The organism is Corynebacterium imitans (assembly GCF_000739455.1).
GTDB classification, from domain to species: domain Bacteria; phylum Actinomycetota; class Actinomycetes; order Mycobacteriales; family Mycobacteriaceae; genus Corynebacterium; species Corynebacterium imitans.
The window spans coordinates 312,531-329,588 of sequence record NZ_CP009211.1; the positions used below are offsets into that span (position 1 = coordinate 312,531).

The following is a 17,058-nucleotide window of genomic DNA, read 5'->3' on the forward strand; positions in this document are numbered from 1 at the left end:
CGCGCTTGCCAGGCCCTGTTCAGCGGCTTGATTGAGGAGTATCCCATGGCCGGATCATCTCGGCGTTTTCGTAAATCAACTTCTACAGGCATCGCAGCCTCATCCATTATCGCCCTCGCCCTTGGCGGCGTGAGCGTCGTCGCCCCGGGGCCGCTGGCGCCGCACGCTGCCGCTGCATCCAGTTACACGGGCGGCATCCGCGAGAGGTCCGGCGCGGTGGAGAAGGACGCCCAGAAGGCCTCTGACCTGCCGGCCGGCTCGTGTGTTGTCGATTCAACGGATGGGAAGGGCAGCCAAGCTGGTTTCCACTGGAACACCGTGGAGCCGGCTGCAGAGAGCCCCGACAAAAAACGGTGGGGCTTGAGCGTCGCCTTTGACAATTCAAAAGACCGCACGTTCGCCGATTGGGGCTTTACCCATTCAGGCCGCATGGGTGGGTACCTCGATCGTGGTCAAGTTCCCTCTATGAAGGCTGGCGAGACCTTTCTTCAAGGCGAGGTAGTCACTCATGCGGCCGACGAAAAAATTCGTATTGACGGTTCTGGCCAACAACGAAACCTGAACCTCTTCGCAGAACTGACCGATGCGAAAGTCAAGCAGTTCGCTGAGGCTACCGACGGTAACCCGGTACGTTATGCCTGGCAAGGCTACTATACGCAGGAAAACCCCGGAGCAAATAGAGCCACCAGGGGAGCGTCCTTTTCGGCCCTCGTGAACCCGTGGCCGAGCGAAAACATCGAATGTAACCCGATCACGGTCACGTGGGAATCCAAGGAAAAGCTGGTCATCAGGAAGGGCGAGGAGCTCAAGGTCGGCAAGATCAACATCCCGGCCGTGACCGGCGGCGGAACCGATGACTCCATGTCCCGCATGGTCGTGGAGGCCTACGACGCGCAAGGTAACTTCATCGGCACGAGCGACACTGTGGCTTCTGGTGGCGGCACGTCGAGCGTGCGCATCGACCAGGAGACCGGTGAGATCTTTTTACACCATGCCGGAGTACAAGGGCACGAACCTGAGCGCTCAGCAGGGCATGCGCTTCAACGTGCTCGCCAAGCCGCGTACGGTTACACAGCTCCAGGACGCTGCTAAGAGCAACAATGAGTATCTCGGGCATGATGGAGCCTTCGAAAGCTCGAACTCGCTGACGCGCTATAACAAGCCGAACTTTATTGACAAACACCAATGGAGCTTCGACGACACTCAGTTCCACGACCCGAAGTATGACCCTGACCAGCAGGCAATCATCTCCGGCGTGGAGGACAACAAACCCACCAAGGAACGCCAGGTGGTCTCGTTCAAGGAAGCCGGGGACAAGATTACGGACCTGGTGAAGAAGCGTGAGGACGGCGGCTTTGAGGCCGAGGTCAAGCTGGACAAGAAGAACGTCTACTCAGGCTGGGACGCCAAGATGGATCCCAAGACCTATGAGGTCACCGTCACAGCGCCCCTGAACCCAGCTCCTGGTACCTTTGCTCAGCCACGCGTCATTGTGACCTACTCCAACGGCTCGCAGGATATCATCCCGTTGCTTGTGACGGTGGATCACAACCACACCCAGGTTTCGGAGCTCAAGCTCGAGACCCCAGGCACCACGAAGGGTGTTCCGGGGCAAGACATCGAAGCACAGCTGACTGTGGGCAAGGTCATTGATGACTATGGCCCCTTCACCCCGACGTCTTATGAGGTAGTGGGTGGTGTGCCGGAGGGCTGGACGGTGACCGTGGATGAAAACGGTAAGGTCACCGCAAAGTCCCCGAAGGACGCGCCGAGCTTCTCGACGATCACCCCGAAGATCAGGGCTACCTACCCGGATGGCACGATCGACGAAGTCGATGTTTCCTTCCAAGTAGTCAACAACGTGAAGGTGCCGGACTACACCGCTGTCTCCGGCAAGGCCGAGGAGGAAGTGAAGCTTCAGCCGGTCATGCCCCCGGTTGGCCTGGGTGGCAAGGAAACCGACGAAGAGCCGAACCGCTACACCTTCGAGGACGGCACCACCGAGTACAAGGTGGGCGACTGGACCGTCACCATCGATGAGGACACCGGTGAGCTGACCTCCACCATCCCGAAGTCTGCTCTGCCAGGCGCGCAGCTCACCGTTCCGGTGAAGGTGTACTACCCTAGTGGCGCGAACCCGCAGATCGCTACCGGCACCATCAGCGTTATTGGCGACGGCTCCGGCGAGGACAACGCCTTCTACCGTCCCCAGCTCACTAAGGCTGGCGAGTCGGTGAAGTCGGACATCACGACCTTGTTGGATGATCCGAAGAAGGCCACATACAAGCTGCCTCCGAAGAAGCAGTGGCCTGCTGATTGGGAGTTCTCCATCGATGAGAGCGGTACCGTTACCGCAACCCCGGGTGAAAACGTGCCGAACGGTGCTACCGTCACCATTCCGGTAGAAGTCACTTACCCTGACGGCTCCAAGGCAAGCGTGCCGGCGGACTTTACCGTTGTTGACGCATACGCCCGCGCCAATCAGCCGTCTTACCCGACGGTGACTGGTGATATCGGCACCACGGTGACGAGTAAGGTCGACCGCACGTACTTGGATGATAATGCTGAACCACGCTTCTCCCTCGTGACTGACCCGAAGGATCCTGACTACATTGCGCCGCCGCGCAACCTCACCTGGGACCAGGTGAAGATTGATCCAGTCACGGGTGAGATCACCACGCCAATTGGAGCTAACGTCCTTCCTGGCTCTTCTGCGGATATTCCAGTTCGTGTGACCTACAAGGATGGTTCGCGGGACTTCACCATCGCCACCGTCGTGGCCAAGGGTAAGCACCGCCAGATCTACGAGCCGAAGTATGAGCTGAAGACCACGAAGCCTGGCGTCGAGAAGGCTTCCCCGATTTTGGATGACACCAAGGTTCCGGAGCGCGACCTAGCCGAAGACAAGTCGAAGCGTTTCAGCGCACCCGACACTGTCGAGGGCTGGACAGTCGAGGTCGACGAGTCCGGCATCGTGACGGCGACCCCGCCGGCGGACGCGAAGGCTGGCGACGGCATCCAGGTTCCTGTGGAGGTGACATACCTGGACGGTTCCAAGGAGACTGTGTTCGCACCGTTCAAGGTGATCGAGGAGCAGAAGGACGTCAACGAGCCGTATTACTCCGTGGAAGTTACGGGCCCAGGCGTCAAGGTCGACCGACCCATCAAGCCAAACAACATCCCGGCCGGGTCCAAATTCGCCTTCAGCGTCGACGGTGACAATCCGATCACCAAGACCACCGTTGACGGGTGGGACTACGAGATCAACCCGGACACCGGTGAGATTTCTGTGACCCCGCCTGCCAACGCGAAGCCGGGCGATAAGCACGACTACAAGATCACCGTTACCTACCCAGATGGCTCGGTGGATGATGTCCCCGTCAGCACCATTGTGAAGCTGACCAATAACTGGGAGTCTGAGCCGGTTATTCCGTCGCAGACGGTGTACCCGGGTGGTACGGCGACGTCGCCGATTGGCGTCGAAAAGCCTGCAGAGATCAACCTGCACCCGGATACCCCTTACACGATCAACCCGAAGGGCAAGGGTCTGGAGGCGACAGGTGAGAACAACGAGTTCGGCAACCCGACCTACAAGGTGAAGACGGCGAACGGCGACTGGCTCGTTGGCCTGGATGACAAGGGCAACGTCATCTCCACCGCGCCGGCAACCGCTAAGGCTGGCGACAAGATCGATGTTCCGGTCATCGTGACCTACGAGGACGGCTCGAAGGACAACGCTAAGGCCGTGGTCAACGTTGAGGATGTGCTGACGCGCGAGGTTCCGTTCAAGGTTGAGTACAAGTACTCCGACGAAATCCCTGCCGGCGAGTACAAGGTTGAGACCAAGGGCGAGCTTGGTGAAGAGAAGCTGAACGGGGAGACCCGTGAGTGGGATCAAACGAAGGCTCCGGTTAACGAGGTCATCGTCATCGGCACCAAGCCGTCCGCGACTTCCCAGAAGGTCGAGTGGAAGGCACCGATCCCGTTTGAGGTTGAGACCCGTCCGAACCCGGCGCTGAAGCCGGGCGAGATCAAGGTTGTCCAGAATGGCGTCCCGGGCGAGAAGACCTACACCGCGGACTTCACCTCCAAGGGCGATGAAGCAACGGTGAAGCCGGAGGAGAAGCAGACCAAGGCCCCGGTCAACCAGATCATCGAGTACGGTCCGACCCTCGAGGACCAGACGCTGACATCGACGAAGACCCGCGAGGTTGCGTTCGAGACCGAGTTCATCGTGGACAACACGGTGCCGGTTGGGCAGACAAAGATTGAGCAGGAGGGTGAGAACGGCGAAGAGCTGATCACCTCTACCCAGAAGGTCGAGAACGGCAAGCCTGTTGGCGAGCCGACGATCACCATCGAAGAGACGAAGGCGCCGAAGAAGCAGATCGTCCGTGTCGGTTCCATGACCGATGGCACGTACGAGCTGGAAGAGAAGCTGCCGATCCCGTTCGACACCCGGATTGAGTACGACCCGGAGATCCCGGCTGGCGAGTACAAGGTCGTCACTGAGGGCAAGCCTGGTGAGAAGATCACCAAGATCACCCAGAAAATTGAGAACAGCAAGGTTGTCGAGGCCACGCGTGGTGAGACGACCAGCACTGAGCCGGTCACCCAGGTGATCAAGGTCGGTACGAAGCAGGCAACCGCATCCGACAAGGTTGAGTGGAAGCAGCCGATCCCGTACCCGACTGAGCTGCGCGCGAACCCGAACCTTGCTCCGGGTGAGGTCAGGGTCGTCCAGGAAGGTAAGGACGGCGAGACAACCTATACGGCCACCTTCACGGGCACCAGCGGTGAAGCCGCAAAGACCGAGGAATCGTCTCGTACTGAGCCGACTCCGCGGATCGTCGAGTACGGCCCGGGCCTCGAGGACAACGCGCTGGTGTCTAAGACGACCCGTTCGGTCGACTTCGAGACCAAGGTCATCGAGGACCCTAACCTCGAAGAGGGCAAGCAGGTCATCGAGCACGGCGAATTCGGCGAGGAGGTTGTGACCACCACGCAGAAGCTTGTCAACGGCAAGCCGTCCGGCGAGCCTGAGGTGACAACCGAGCGCACCAAGGAGCCGAAGAACGCGGTGATCCGCATCGGCACCAAGAAGGTTGAGCAGCCGACGCCGCCGACCGATGAGCCGGAACAGCCGACTCCGCCGACGACGCCGCCTACCGACGAGCCGACGCCGCCGACTGATGAACCGGAGCAGCCGGAGGAGCCGACGCCGGATCCGTCGGTGCCTCCGAAGGAGGTCGAGCTGCCGTTCACCACGAGGATCATCTACGACGAGACGCTCAAGCCGGGCGAGGAGATCGTGGAGCAGGAGGGTGAAAACGGCAAGGTTGAGGTGACCGTCGAAAATGGCCAGCCTTCCGTAAAGACGACTAAGGAACCGATTCAGCGGATCGTCCGCGTCGGCACCAAGCCGGCGGATGGTGTTGAGTGGAACGAGCGGATCCCGTTCGAGGTGCAGGTCAAGCTCGATCCGACGCTCGAGGCTGGCCAGCACAAGGTCGAGCACGAGGGCAAGCCGGGCCTGGTGCACCACAAGTCTGATGGCTCGGAAGAGACCCTGATTGAGAAGCAGGATCACGTCATCCTTATCGGCACGAAGAAGCCTGAGGGCGAGCCGGAGGATCCGACGCCGGTTCCTGAGGGCGGCATTGAGATCGATGTCCGTTACACCACCCGGGTTGTGTTCGATCCGAACCTGGAGCCAGGCGAAGAGGTCGAGGACGTCGCAGGTAAGGACGGCAAGTACGTCATCAAGATCGTTGATGGCAAGCCTGTCGCCGAACTGGTGGAGCAGCCGGTCGAGCGCGTGGTCCGCGTGGGCAGCAAGCCGTCGAAGCGCACCAGCTGGACCGAAGAGCTCGCCTACGACTACGAGATCGTAGAGGACCCGAACCTGGAGTCTGGCAAGCACGAGATCGTGCAGCCCGGCAAGCCAGGCGAGCGGATCCACCGCGAGGACGGCAGCGTCGTCGAGGTTCCTGCGCAGAAGCTCATCATCAAGGTGGGCACGAAGAAGACGGAACCGACTGCGCCCACCGAGCCCACCGACCCAACGGAGCCGAGCGTTCCGGCTGATCCGCAGGATCCGTCCAAGGGTTCGTCTGAGAAGGCGAAGCGCTGCGTCGCCAACGCGTTTGCGGCAAACAGCCCGATCCTGTGGCTGCTGCCAATCGGCCTGCTGGCCGGTGTTGGCTACGGCGTGAACGAGGCATTCGGCCCGCAGATCCAGCAGGCGGTTGGCCAACTCAACCGCCGCGTGCAGGAATCCCTGCCGGAGACCGACTTCGGTCGGGGCGGCCACGGCCACAACTTTGAGCAGCCCGAGTGGATGCGCGAGCTGCAGGCACAGGCCGACGCCGTCAACCGCCAGTTCGCGGGCTACGGCGAGCAGCTGCAGCCGCTGGGCATCGCACTCGGTGCCATCGCCGCGCTCAGCCTCACCGGCGTGCTCATCGCGCAGGCCTGCCGCGAGGAGGGCTTTGACAACGGCTTGACCGTGCTGGGATCCTCGGCGGAGGGCAAGACCTCCTCTGAGAAGGACGGTTCTTCCTCCCAGAAGTAATCCGCGCTAAGCACAAATAAAGGGCGCTACCCGGCTACTCGGGTAGCGCCCTTAACTACGTTTTTGTCGTCACCTAAAGTTCATCTGGGTTTTCCGTATTGGAAATTTGCTGGATTTATGGTGTGTGGCGGTTGAACAACCATCCAATTTTCTTGGCTTTTCATGTGAAGGAACCCCACATGCGTATTCCGTTTAAAACTCTGACCGCCGTGGTCAGCGCTTCCGCGCTGGCTCTGGCGAGTCTCCCCACAGCTTCCGCCGCACCGGCAGAGCAGAACTTTAACGGCAAAGAGTCCTGTGTGACCCTTGATGCTAAAGGCAACTTGGTGCACGTCCCGCAGCCGGGGGATTGCACCCAGTTTGGCAAGGGCGGGCAGGGCAACACCGACGCCCAGGCCCGCAACGTGATCTTCATCCTGGGCGATGGCATGGGCCACCAGGAGATCACCGCAGCGCGTAACTACCTCAAGGGTGCGAACGGCCGCTTCGAGGGCCTGGACGAGCTGACGGCTTCGGGTGCGTACACCACCTTCGCCGTCTCCCAGGAGGGCAAGCGCCAGTACGTGACCGACTCGGCGGCGTCCGCCACCGGCTGGTCCACCGGCGCGAAGACCTACAACGGTGCGCTCTCTGTCGACGCGGCGGGCACACCGCACGAGAACCTGATTGAGATGGCGAAGAACGCCGGCATGCGCACCGGCAACGTCTCCACCGCCGAGATCCAGGACGCCACGCCGGGCGCGATGCACTCGCACATTTCCCAGCGCGGCTACTACGCGCCGTCGGGCGAGAAGAAGGTCGTGCAGGGCAAGGAGGCGCGTGAGAACGGCGGCCTGGGCTCGATCTCCGAGCAGATCATCGACACCCGCGCGGACCTCACCCTTGGCGGCGGCCGCAAGTACTTCGACACCGAGGTGCAGGCGGGCGGCGAGAACCGTAACCCCTTCCTCACCGAGAAGCACGACGGCGGCGCGGAGTGGGAAGCCGGCAAGACTGTGCGCGAGAACGCGGAGGCCAAGGGCTACACCATCGTCGATGACAAGGCTGGCCTCGACGCGATCACCGTGGCTAACCAGGACGCGCCGGTCCTCGGCCTGTTCAACGACGGCAACATGACCCGCCGCTACGAGCAGACCGTCCCGGGCAACGCCACCGACAAGGAGCCGGAGACCTGCACCCCGCAGGACACCGGCAACGAGCCTACGGCGGCGGAGATGACGAAGAAGGCAATCGAGCTTCTCGACGACCCCTCGTCCGACAAGGGCTTCTTCCTCCAGGTGGAGTCTGCCTCCATCGACAAGGCGGACCACGCCGCTGACGCCTGCGGCATGATCGGTGAGACGGAGCAGATCGACGAGGTCATCAAGGAAGCCCTCGACTTTGCCAAGAAGGACAAGAACACGCTCATCGTGGTCACGGCTGACCACGCACACACCGCAGAGATCGTGCCGGACGGCCGTCCGTCGGTATCCGCAGTGACCCGTCTGAAGTCGCAGAAGGATGGCGGCGCGGTGATGTCCGTCGGCTTCGGCACCCAGCCGTGGTCCATCAATGAAAGCGGCGAGCTGGAGACCAAGTCGATGATGCACACCGGCACCCAGGTGCGCATCGCTGGCTTCGGCCCGGGCTCCGAGAACGTCAACGGTCAGCTCGACCAGACTGACGCTTTCTACGTCATGGCGAACGCGCTCGGCCTCAACGGCGGCACCGAGGGCGGTCAGGATCCGTGGGAGATCAACAAGGGTAACAAGGTCATGTCGCTGGCTACCCGCTCCAAGGCGAAGCCGGGCGACCAGCTGTGCTACCTCGTCTCTGAAGGTGCCGCACCGAAGGTCGGCGACTGCGCCCAGTTCGGCACCGCCGGTCAGGGCATCGATAACGCGAAGGCGAAGAACGTTGTGCTGCTGATTGGCGACGGCACGGGAGACTCCGAAATCACTGCCGCCCGCAACTACCTGAAGGGTTCCGCGGGCCGCTTCGACGGCCTGGACAACCTGGACTACACCGGCTACCTGACCACCTTCTCCCTGGACAAGGAGACCGGCCTGCCGAACTACGTCCCGGATTCCGCCGCGACCGGCACCGCCTGGAACTCTGGCGTGAAGGCCTACAATGGCGCGATTGGCGTCGATAGCAAGGGCAAGCCGGTTGCTACCCTCGGCGAGCTGGCCAAGGCGAAGGGCATGAAGATCGGTAACGTCTCCACTGCGGAGATCCAGGACGCCACCCCGGCGGCCTTTGCCGCACACGCGCTTGATCGCTCCTACTACGCGCCGTCTGGTGATAAGAAGGTGGCGCAGGGCGAGCAGCTGCGCGAGAACGGCGGCCTCGGCTCCATCTCGGAGCAGATCGTCGACCTGCGCGCCGACGTCACTCTCGGCGGCGGCATGAAGTACTTCAACACCGAGGTCGTGCAGGGCGGCCAGTGGGGCGAGGACGGCAACACCTGGACCGCAGGCAAGACGGTGCTGGAGAACGCGAAGGACAACGGCTACCAGGTCGCGACCAATCTTTCCGAGCTCAACGCCGTTGACAAGGCAGACGCAGAAAAGCCGGTGCTGGGCCTGTTCTCCGAGGGCAACATGCCGCGTACGCTGAACCAGTCCATCCCGACCACCGACGGCGGCGACATGGCTCCGGCGACGTGTGTGGCAAACCCGGAGTTCACCGCGGAGACCCCGCGTCTGGCAGACATGACCACCAAGGCGCTGGAGCTGCTGCAGAATGACAAGGGCTTCCTGCTCCAGGTCGAGTCCGCCTCCCCGGATAAGGCCGACCACGACGCAGACGCCTGCGGCCTGATCGGCGAGGTTGGCCAGCTCGACGAGGCCGTCCAGGCCGTGCAGCAGTGGGTGGAGAAGACCGGTGAGGAAACCCTCATCGTCGCGACCGCAGATCACGCACACACCGCGCAGATCACCTACGAGGACAGCAACACCGCTGGCCGCGTGACCCAGCTGACCACGGTCGAAGGCTCCACCATGGCGGTCAACTTCGCCACCTCTAAGACCAACGAGGACGAGGACGCCCTCGGCGGCCAGCAGCACACCGGTGCCCAGCTGCGCGTCGCAGCTTCCGGCCCGGGTGCGGCCAACCTGACCGGCCAGATCGACCAGACTGACCTCTTCTTCGCCAGCCTGAACGCGCTCGGCATCGACCCGATCAACCACAACCTCACCTTCGAGAACAAGATGAAGCAGGCCGACGAGCAGCCGGGTACCACCACTGGCTCCTCTGCCGAGTCGCCGTGGCTGATCGCGTTGCTGACCATCGCGGGTCTGGCGGGCCTGCTGTCCCTGATCGCCCTGCTGCTGCCGCAGCATGTAGATAGGGTGCTCGGCCCGATCGCCAAGTTCTAAGCGCTACTTACTTGCCCAGCATCGGTAGCTTCGGCAGCTTCAGGCCGAGCTGTGGCAGGGTAAGCAGCCCGAGCAGCGCCAACAGCGCTGCGACGACCCCACCGATGATGGCTGGAACGTTCAGATCTGGCTTCGCGGTGGGGTATTCCACATTCGCCTGGGTGCCCTTGGCGCAGGCTGCGGCAGCGGCGACGTCGGCGTCGCTAAGCTGCATCTGCTTGATCGCGATCTTCCCGGCAGGCGTGGTCGACCAGGCGTCGTACAGTGCGGCGTCGCTCTTCGCTACAGCGAAGGGCAGCTCGAGGGGCTTCGTCTCGGGGCCGACGTGCCAGGAATCCGTGTTGATGTCCTCCAGCGTGCGCTCCGTCGTCGGCTGGGTCTCCTTCAGCGTCTTCTGCGCGCTCGCGTACTTCTCAACGAGCTGGGCCGGCAGCACCTTGGTCCAGTCAGCCTCCTCGCCCTTGAGTGCCTTCTCGTTTTCCGCGATGACGCCGGGGTAGACGGACTCGACTGCGGCGACGAAATCGCGGGCTTGCTCGTGCTCGCCGATGGCCTTTGACTCGTCGAAAAGCGAGGAGATGAACTGCTTCTCGCCGGCAGTGAGGCTGACCGCACAGGTGCCGTCTTTGTCCTTCTCGGCGACGGTTGCGGCATGCGCGGGTGTGGCGAATGCGGAAAGCGCGATCGCGGATGCGGCGACGCAAGCGGTGAGACGTTTCATGGTGTCCTCCTTGGGTGAGGGATGGGTATGTACAGCCCAAAGTGTGCAGGACACCGTGTTGCGAGAGCGTAAACGCGGAAAAACTAGCGGAAAAACTAGCGCCCGCCGAAGAGCTCCGCCACCGCCGCGCGATCCACCTTGCCCGGGCCCAGCTGGGGGAGTGCGGGGATGGGGCGCAGCTCCTTTGGCACCTGCCAGCGGGGCAGGTCCTCGAACGCGTCCATCAGCTCGGCGACTGACGCGGAGCCGGTGTAGGCGGCGCAGATGCGCTGGCCGAAGCGCTCGTCGGGCACGCCGACGACGCAGGCACCGGTCACGCCGGGCTGGGCAAGCAGGAAGTGCTCGAGCACCTCCGGTTGCAGCTTGAAGCCCCCGGAGGAGATCACGTTGTCCAGGCGGCCCTCGACGGTAAGGGTGCCGCCATCGATGTGGCCGGCGTCGGAGGTAGTGAACCACTGCTGGCCGTCGGCGTCAGTGGTAAAGGGGTTCGGCTCCACGCGGCCGCGGTAGCCCTTGGCCACCATCGGGCCGCCAAGGATAATGCGGCCCCCGTCGACGCGTACGCGCGCGCCCGCGATCGGGGTGCCGTCGTAGACGCAGCCGCCCGCGGTTTCCGAGGAGCCGTAGGTGGTCACCACGTTGATGCGCAGCTTGCGCGCGGAATCCAAAAGGCGCGGGTTGGTGGCGGCGCCGCCGACGAGGACGGCGGTGAAGCGTCGTAAAGCATCGATGCCCTGCAGGCTCGAGGTGGCCTTGGCCAGCTGGTGGGGCGAGATGGCGGTGTAGCAGCGCTCGCCGGTCGCCGCGAGCTCCTCGGCGCGCTCGGCGAACTGGTTGATGCTGAAGCCGTGGGAAAGATCCAGGTAGGCGGGCTCGACACCCGCGACCATGCTACGTACCAGCACCAGGATGCCCGCGATGTAGGCGGCGGGCATGGAAAGCAGCCACTGACCCTGGCCGCCGAGTGCCTGGTGGGTCGCGTCCGCGCTGGAAATGAGGTTTGCCGCGGTGAGTAGGGCACCCTTGGGGCGGCCCGTGGACCCGGAGGTGGCGACGACAAGCGCCACGTCATCGTCGATAGGCTGGCCCACGCCCTGCGTGTTGCGCAGCAGGTCCGCGCGCGTCGGGTCGTCGGCGGGCACGGGCAAAAGCGCGCGCTGGCCGGTGAGCGCCTCCTCGAGGGCGGGCATAATCGCCAGCGGGTTTGCGGGGTCGACGGGCAGGATCTCAAGGCGCTTGGTCACGGAAATAGCCTAGCAGTGCTTATACCTCTTTATGACTCGGCGAGTCATAAAGAGGTATAAAGGTGGCATGCAGCCCAGCCCGTACACCCCAGGCGAAATCGCGCCCGAAGTCTTCGGCCGCGAGCAGATCCTTGAAGACATCCGCCGCGACCTCGCCTTCATCATCGTCGAGCCGCGCTTTGTCGGCCGCATCCAAGTCTTCGCCGGCCCGCGCGGCGTGGGCAAAACGAGCCTCCTGCGCGCCGCGCAAGCCGACGCCGCGGCCAAGGGCTTCGACACGCTCTGGGTCACCGCGGGCGACGGGCCGCTGCTCGGGGCGCTCGTGGAAGCGCTCGAAGAGGTCTCCAGCACCTGGCAGGGCTCGCTTGTCGACGCCCTGCGCACCCTCATTACTTCCGCAAAAGTCGAAGTCGCCGGCGTCTCCGTGAGCGGGACGGCCCCGCGCACGAGCCCGGAGACGGGCAGCCAGGGCCGCCGGCTGCAAAAACTGCTCGCCGCCGCAGGCGAAGCGGCTCAAGAGCGCTCCCGCGGGCTCGTGCTGTTCATCGACGAGATCCAGAGCGCGGACGCCGACGGCATCAAAGCGCTCGCCTACGCCTGGCAACACATGCAGTCCGAGCAGCGCGACCTGCCCATGGCCGCCTACACCGCAGGCCTGAGCCACACCCAGGACGTGGTGACGGACGCGGTGAGCTTCGCCGAACGCTTCGGCTACCAGCACCTGCACAACCTCACCCACGCGCAGGCGAGCAACGCGCTGGATAGCCTCGCCGCGGCGAAGGGGGTCCGCTGGTCCGCCGAGGCACTCGAGGCGGCACTCGGGTTCGCGGGCGGCTACCCCTACTTCATGCAGGTGATCGGTGATGAGGCATGGCGCGCCGCCGGCTTCCCCGGTCCCGGCACCGTGTTGGAAGTGCCGCAAGTTGAGGCAGCGGGCGAGGGTTTCAACCAGATGCGCCAGACCTTCTTCCGCGCCCGCTGGAAGAAGGCCACACCCGCGGAAGCGCGGATGCTGCGCGCCATGGCTGCCACTGGTGAGGCTGTCGGAGACAGGCCTGTCAAACGCAGCGCGATCGCCGAGGCAATGGGGCGCGAATCCAACGACCTGAGCATGGCGCGACGCTCCCTGCTAGACAAGGGGCTCATCGACACCTCTAGTTACGGTTACCTGGAGTTCACCGCGCCGGGTTTCGCCGAGTTCGTGCGGGGGCTGTGAGCGGTGCGGTGGCGTACGGTCGACGCAGTGCTCGCCGCACCTGCCGCAGTGCTGGCGCTGGTATACACCGTCGGCGCGTGTGCGGACCCGAGCGACGTGTTCGGGTGGGCGCAAGCTTTGTTGTCCTGGGGTTTCGTCGCGGCGTTCGGGGCGTTGCGGGCGCGGGTGAGGTGGGCGTCGGCAAGCATGATTGCCCTGAACGCGACCTGGTCGGCGGTGTGGATGCTCGCGCCGATCAACCTGGGCTACACGGTGTGGGTGCTCGCCGTGCCGGTCGCCGTGTTCGTCGCGCGGAGGTTTGCGGGCGGGCGCTTCGCTTACGGCGTGCTTGCCGCGGCGATGGCGTGGTCCTTTGCCTCGCCGTTTATGTGGACGTGGGACGAGAGTCTTGTCCTGTTCTACCGGCGCGGGATCGACTGGGGGCTCACGCTTGCGGCGCATTGGGCGGTGTGCGCGGTGGCGTATTTGGTGGCGGCGAATCTGGCGCAAGAGGATCGGGCCAAGCGGGAGCGGCTACACAAGGCGCGCGAGGATGAGCGGCTGGCCATTGCCGGCGATGTGCACGACCTTCTGGGGCACACGCTCACGCTGATCAAGGTGCAGGCCAACGCGGGGCTCGCGGCGGGCAACGAGCGCGAAACGCTGACGCAGATCAGCCAAGAGGCGGGTGCTGCGCTTGCAGACATGCGACAGCTCGTGCGGGGTCTGCGCGACGGGGGCGTAGTGCTCTCGCCGACCGCTGGCGCTGAGGAGCTGCCAGAGCTTCTGCGCCGCTTCCAGGAGGCGGGGGTCAACGTGTCGCTTGAGGGCACCCTGCCGCAGGTCCCCGCCGTGAGCAGCGTGGCTGCTTACCGCATCGTCGCCGAAGCCGTGACCAACGCCGCGCGCCACCAACAGGACCCGGAGGTGCGTGTGCGAGTCGATGCGGGGCAGCGGTGCACCGTGACCATCACCTCGACCGGGCCGATCCGTCCACGGCCCGGCACCGGCACAGGCCTCGAGGGCTGCCGCGAGCGCGCGGCGAGCACGGGTGGCACGCTTGAGACCATGCAGCACGGAAACACCTTTATTGTGCGCGCGGAGCTGGGCCGATGATTCGCATCTTGCTTGCCGACGACCAACTGCTCCTCCTCTCCGCCCTGTCCACCATCCTCTCCACGCAGCCGGATATGGAGGTGGTTGCCACAGCAAAGGACGGGGCCCAAGCGGTGGAGCAAGCGCGGGCGCACCGCATCGACGTGGCGGTGATGGATATTCGCATGCCGGTGCTCGACGGGATCGCGGCGGCGTCGGAAATCCTGCCCTTGGGCACGCGTGTGATGATGCTGACCACGTTTGACGACGACGCGCTGATCCAGTCCGCCATCGCCGCCGGCGTCCACGGCTTCCTGCTCAAAGACGCTGACCCGGAGGTGCTCGCGGACGCGGTACGCACCGTCGCGAGTGGCGAGTCCGTCCTGGCCAGCGGGGTAACGGGGCGTGTGATGCAGTGGGCGCGCGAAGGGGCAGGCGAGCCTCCGGCCAGGGCACAGATCGACGGGCTCACCGCCCGCGAGCTGGACGTGCTCGCCGAGGTCGGCCGCGGGGCAACCAACGCCGAGATTGCGCAGCAGTTGTACATCGCGGAGACCACCGTGAAAACGCACGTGTCCAGCCTGCTGTCCAAATTAGGCGCGCGCGACCGGATCGCGCTGGTGCTCATCGCGCAGCGCGCCGGCATCTCCTCCCACGGGAGGAGCTAAGTTCCGCCCGCGGGGCGATGTGGCGTCGGCGTCGGGTCGCGAGAATCGGGGGCATGACTTCATCACAGCTGGCCTGCGAGGGCGTGTCCGTTTCCTACGGCAGCCACCGCGTGCTTACCGACGTCTCCCTGCTCACCACCCCCGGCCGCGTCCACGCCCTGCTCGGGCCCAACGGTGCGGGCAAGTCGACGCTCATGAAGGCCCTGCTCGGGCTCCTCGCGCCCGACGCCGGCGAGGTCACGCTCATGGGTCAGCCCTTTGCACGGGCGAATCTGCGCCACGTGGGAGCCTCCATCAACGACCCCGCCTTCTACAGCCACCTGAGCGCTCGCAACAACCTGCGTGTGCACACCACACTGCTCGGCCTGCCCGAGTCGGAGGCGGACCGCGTTCTGAAACTTGTGGGGCTGCAGGACGCGGGTAAGAAGAAGGCGGGCGCGTTCTCCACCGGTATGAAGGGCCGGCTGGCGCTGGCGCAGGCTCTGCTCGGCGAGCCCGAGGTGCTCATTCTCGACGAACCCCAGAACGGCCTCGACCCCGAAGGCATCGCCCACCTGCGCGTCTACCTGCGCGAATACGCCGCAGCGGGGCGCACCGTGCTGGTTAGCTCCCACCAACTCGGTGAGGTCCTGCACATGGCCGTCGACGCCACCGTCATCGCCGGCGGCGAGGTGCGTTTTGCAGGTGAGCTTGCCGAGCTGGGCCCGAACCTGGAGGAGTCCTTCTTCCGGCTCACCTCCGACGGGAACGGGGGAGCCCGGTGAACTACCTGCGCTCTGAATGGATCCGCTCGCGTGGCTCGACCCTGTGGTGGCTCGCCGGGATGGGCCTACTGCTCGGCTGTGTTTTTGCCGCCTTTTCGCTCGCGGGCCAGGTCGAGACCGCGCACGACCTAATGAACTGGCAGGGGCTTTTGGTTACCGCCCTTGCCGCGCCGGTTGCGGCACTGTTTGCCGGCGTGGTGGAGGCCCGCGAGCGCAAGGCACGCTCTGGTGGGACCGATTGGCGTCCGGTGGACCCGCGCCGGGTGCGCGCGGCTCGCCTCGTTCTCGTGTGGACTGCGCTCGGTGCGTTCTGCTTCGCGGACTTCGGGGTGAACTGGCTGGTTGCCTCCGTCTTCGGACTTGATGGCGTAGGCGCGGTGTTCGCCGTCGGTGCCGCCGTCTGGGTCGGTATGTGCGGTGTGGCTGGCGTAGCTGCCGCACTGGTGCGTCGGATCGGGATGCTGCCCACCTTGCTCGTTGCGCTGCTCTACCAGGTCGAGCTCGGGTACTTCTGCGACCGCGAATGGTGGTGGGCCAACCCCGCAGCTTGGCCGCTGCGCCTCGAACTGCCACTGATGGGGCTGCAATTCAACCTGCTGCCGCTGGACCCCGGCTCTGCCCTGGACGGCCAGTCGCCGTGGGCGCCGCTCGCGCTGTGCCTCTTGCTCGCCGCGGTCGGTGCTGTGTGCGCGGTGTGGACGCCACCGCGTAGGCAGCGCATGCGGCGCAAGACCACACACGTCGTGGCCGCTCCGCAGGAGTCGCGGCATGCAGTGACGCGCCCGCCGCACGTGAGTTTCGTAGCGGCGCTGCGGGGTGTGCAAAGGGCGGGGAGTGTGGCGTCGTTAAGCGTGCTGCTCCTGCTCACTGCGCTGGTGATGCTGGTGGCGATGCGCTACCCCGTCGACGTGCGGCGCGCGTTGAGTATTTACCTGATCCTGCCGGTCGGCGCGGGACTGCTGCCCACTCTAGTGTGGCCGCGGCTGCGACCCGCGTGGCAGCTCATGCGCGTCGAACACCCGCGCGTGGCGACCGCGCTGCTGGCGTGGGTGTGCGCGGTGGTGGCGCTCGTGGTGCTGTTCGGGGCGCTGACCGGCGGAATCGGGCTCATCGGTGCTGTTATCGCGCTGCTGACGACCAGCGCGCTCGCCCTGTGTGCGCTGGCTATTACTGCGCGCTTCGGTATTGCGTGGACGCTCGCGGCGACGCTTGCGTGGACCGTGCTTTCCGTAACCATCGGCGGCGACGTGTTGGCGGGCAGCTGGTTGTGGGTGCTCGCCGTGCCGGCCTGGGCCGAGACCGCGACCAGCCCGCTGCGCGTGGGGGTCGCGCTCGTGGGCGGGGTAGTGCTTGTGGCCGGGGCGTGGGCTGGCGCGCGCCGGGTGCTGGTGGGGCAGCGGGCTGGGCGTTCATAAAGACCGCCTGCGGCGGGGGTAGG

10 protein-coding genes are annotated in these 17,058 nt (G+C 64.7%); 8 read left to right on the forward strand and 2 right to left on the reverse strand.

Translation table 11 applies throughout. The features are described 5' to 3' along the window. Positions 1-45 precede the first annotated feature (45 nt). The 3 genes from CIMIT_RS12690 to CIMIT_RS01435 all read left to right on the forward strand — a co-directional run bounded on the left by CIMIT_RS12690 (position 46) and on the right by CIMIT_RS01435 (position 9,933). The gene (locus CIMIT_RS12690) at positions 46-1,092 is read left to right on the forward strand and encodes an adhesin domain containing protein (protein WP_051904702.1); all 1,047 of its coding nucleotides are present in this window, start codon (positions 46-48) and stop codon (positions 1,090-1,092) included. Next, positions 974-6,574 (forward strand): G5 domain-containing protein, encoded by a 5,601-nt coding sequence (locus CIMIT_RS01430; RefSeq protein ID WP_158407424.1) that lies wholly within the window; start codon positions 974-976, stop codon positions 6,572-6,574. The genes CIMIT_RS12690 and CIMIT_RS01430 overlap by 119 nt, the downstream gene beginning before the upstream one ends. Positions 6,575-6,753: 179 nt before the next feature. Beyond that, positions 6,754-9,933, forward strand: coding sequence for an alkaline phosphatase (locus CIMIT_RS01435; RefSeq protein ID WP_051904704.1), 3,180 nt, complete (start codon positions 6,754-6,756; stop codon positions 9,931-9,933). Positions 9,934-9,940: 7 nt separating this feature from the next. Here the strand turns inward: CIMIT_RS01435 and CIMIT_RS01440 are convergent, their stop codons facing one another. Both CIMIT_RS01440 and menE read right to left on the reverse strand, forming a co-directional pair. Then, on the reverse strand, positions 9,941-10,654 hold the full coding sequence (locus CIMIT_RS01440) for a hypothetical protein (RefSeq protein ID WP_038588094.1): 714 nt from the start codon (positions 10,652-10,654) through the stop codon (positions 9,941-9,943). Positions 10,655-10,749: 95 nt separating this feature from the next. Beyond that, positions 10,750-11,898, reverse strand: a complete 1,149-nt coding sequence (gene menE, locus CIMIT_RS01445; protein ID WP_038588097.1) for an o-succinylbenzoate--CoA ligase — start codon at positions 11,896-11,898, stop codon at positions 10,750-10,752. A 67-nt stretch (positions 11,899-11,965) separates the two neighbouring features. Here menE and CIMIT_RS01450 point away from each other — a divergent pair, with 67 nt between their 5' ends. Genes CIMIT_RS01450 through CIMIT_RS01470 form a run of 5 tightly spaced genes read left to right on the forward strand, consistent with a single transcriptional unit; the run spans position 11,966 to position 17,035 of the window. Then, positions 11,966-13,114 carry an ATP-binding protein gene (locus CIMIT_RS01450; protein ID WP_038588100.1) on the forward strand — a complete coding sequence of 383 codons (1,149 nt, stop codon included), beginning with the start codon at positions 11,966-11,968 and terminating at the stop codon, positions 13,112-13,114. A gap of 27 nt (positions 13,115-13,141) precedes the next feature. Next, positions 13,142-14,209 (forward strand): sensor histidine kinase, encoded by a 1,068-nt coding sequence (locus CIMIT_RS11995; RefSeq protein ID WP_144311791.1) that lies wholly within the window; start codon positions 13,142-13,144, stop codon positions 14,207-14,209. Further along, entirely contained in the window at positions 14,206-14,856 is a 651-nt protein-coding gene (locus CIMIT_RS01460) for a response regulator transcription factor (RefSeq protein WP_038588103.1), read from the forward strand. Before CIMIT_RS11995 ends, CIMIT_RS01460 begins: the two co-directional genes overlap by 4 nt. 53 nt (positions 14,857-14,909) lie before the next feature. Next, complete coding sequence (locus CIMIT_RS01465) at positions 14,910-15,620, forward strand: ATP-binding cassette domain-containing protein (protein WP_038588106.1); 711 nt, start codon at positions 14,910-14,912, stop codon at positions 15,618-15,620. Continuing rightward, positions 15,617-17,035 carry an ABC-2 family transporter permease gene (locus CIMIT_RS01470; RefSeq protein ID WP_038588109.1) on the forward strand — a complete coding sequence of 473 codons (1,419 nt, stop codon included), beginning with the start codon at positions 15,617-15,619 and terminating at the stop codon, positions 17,033-17,035. The genes CIMIT_RS01465 and CIMIT_RS01470 overlap by 4 nt, the downstream gene beginning before the upstream one ends. Positions 17,036-17,058: the final 23 nt, after the last annotated feature.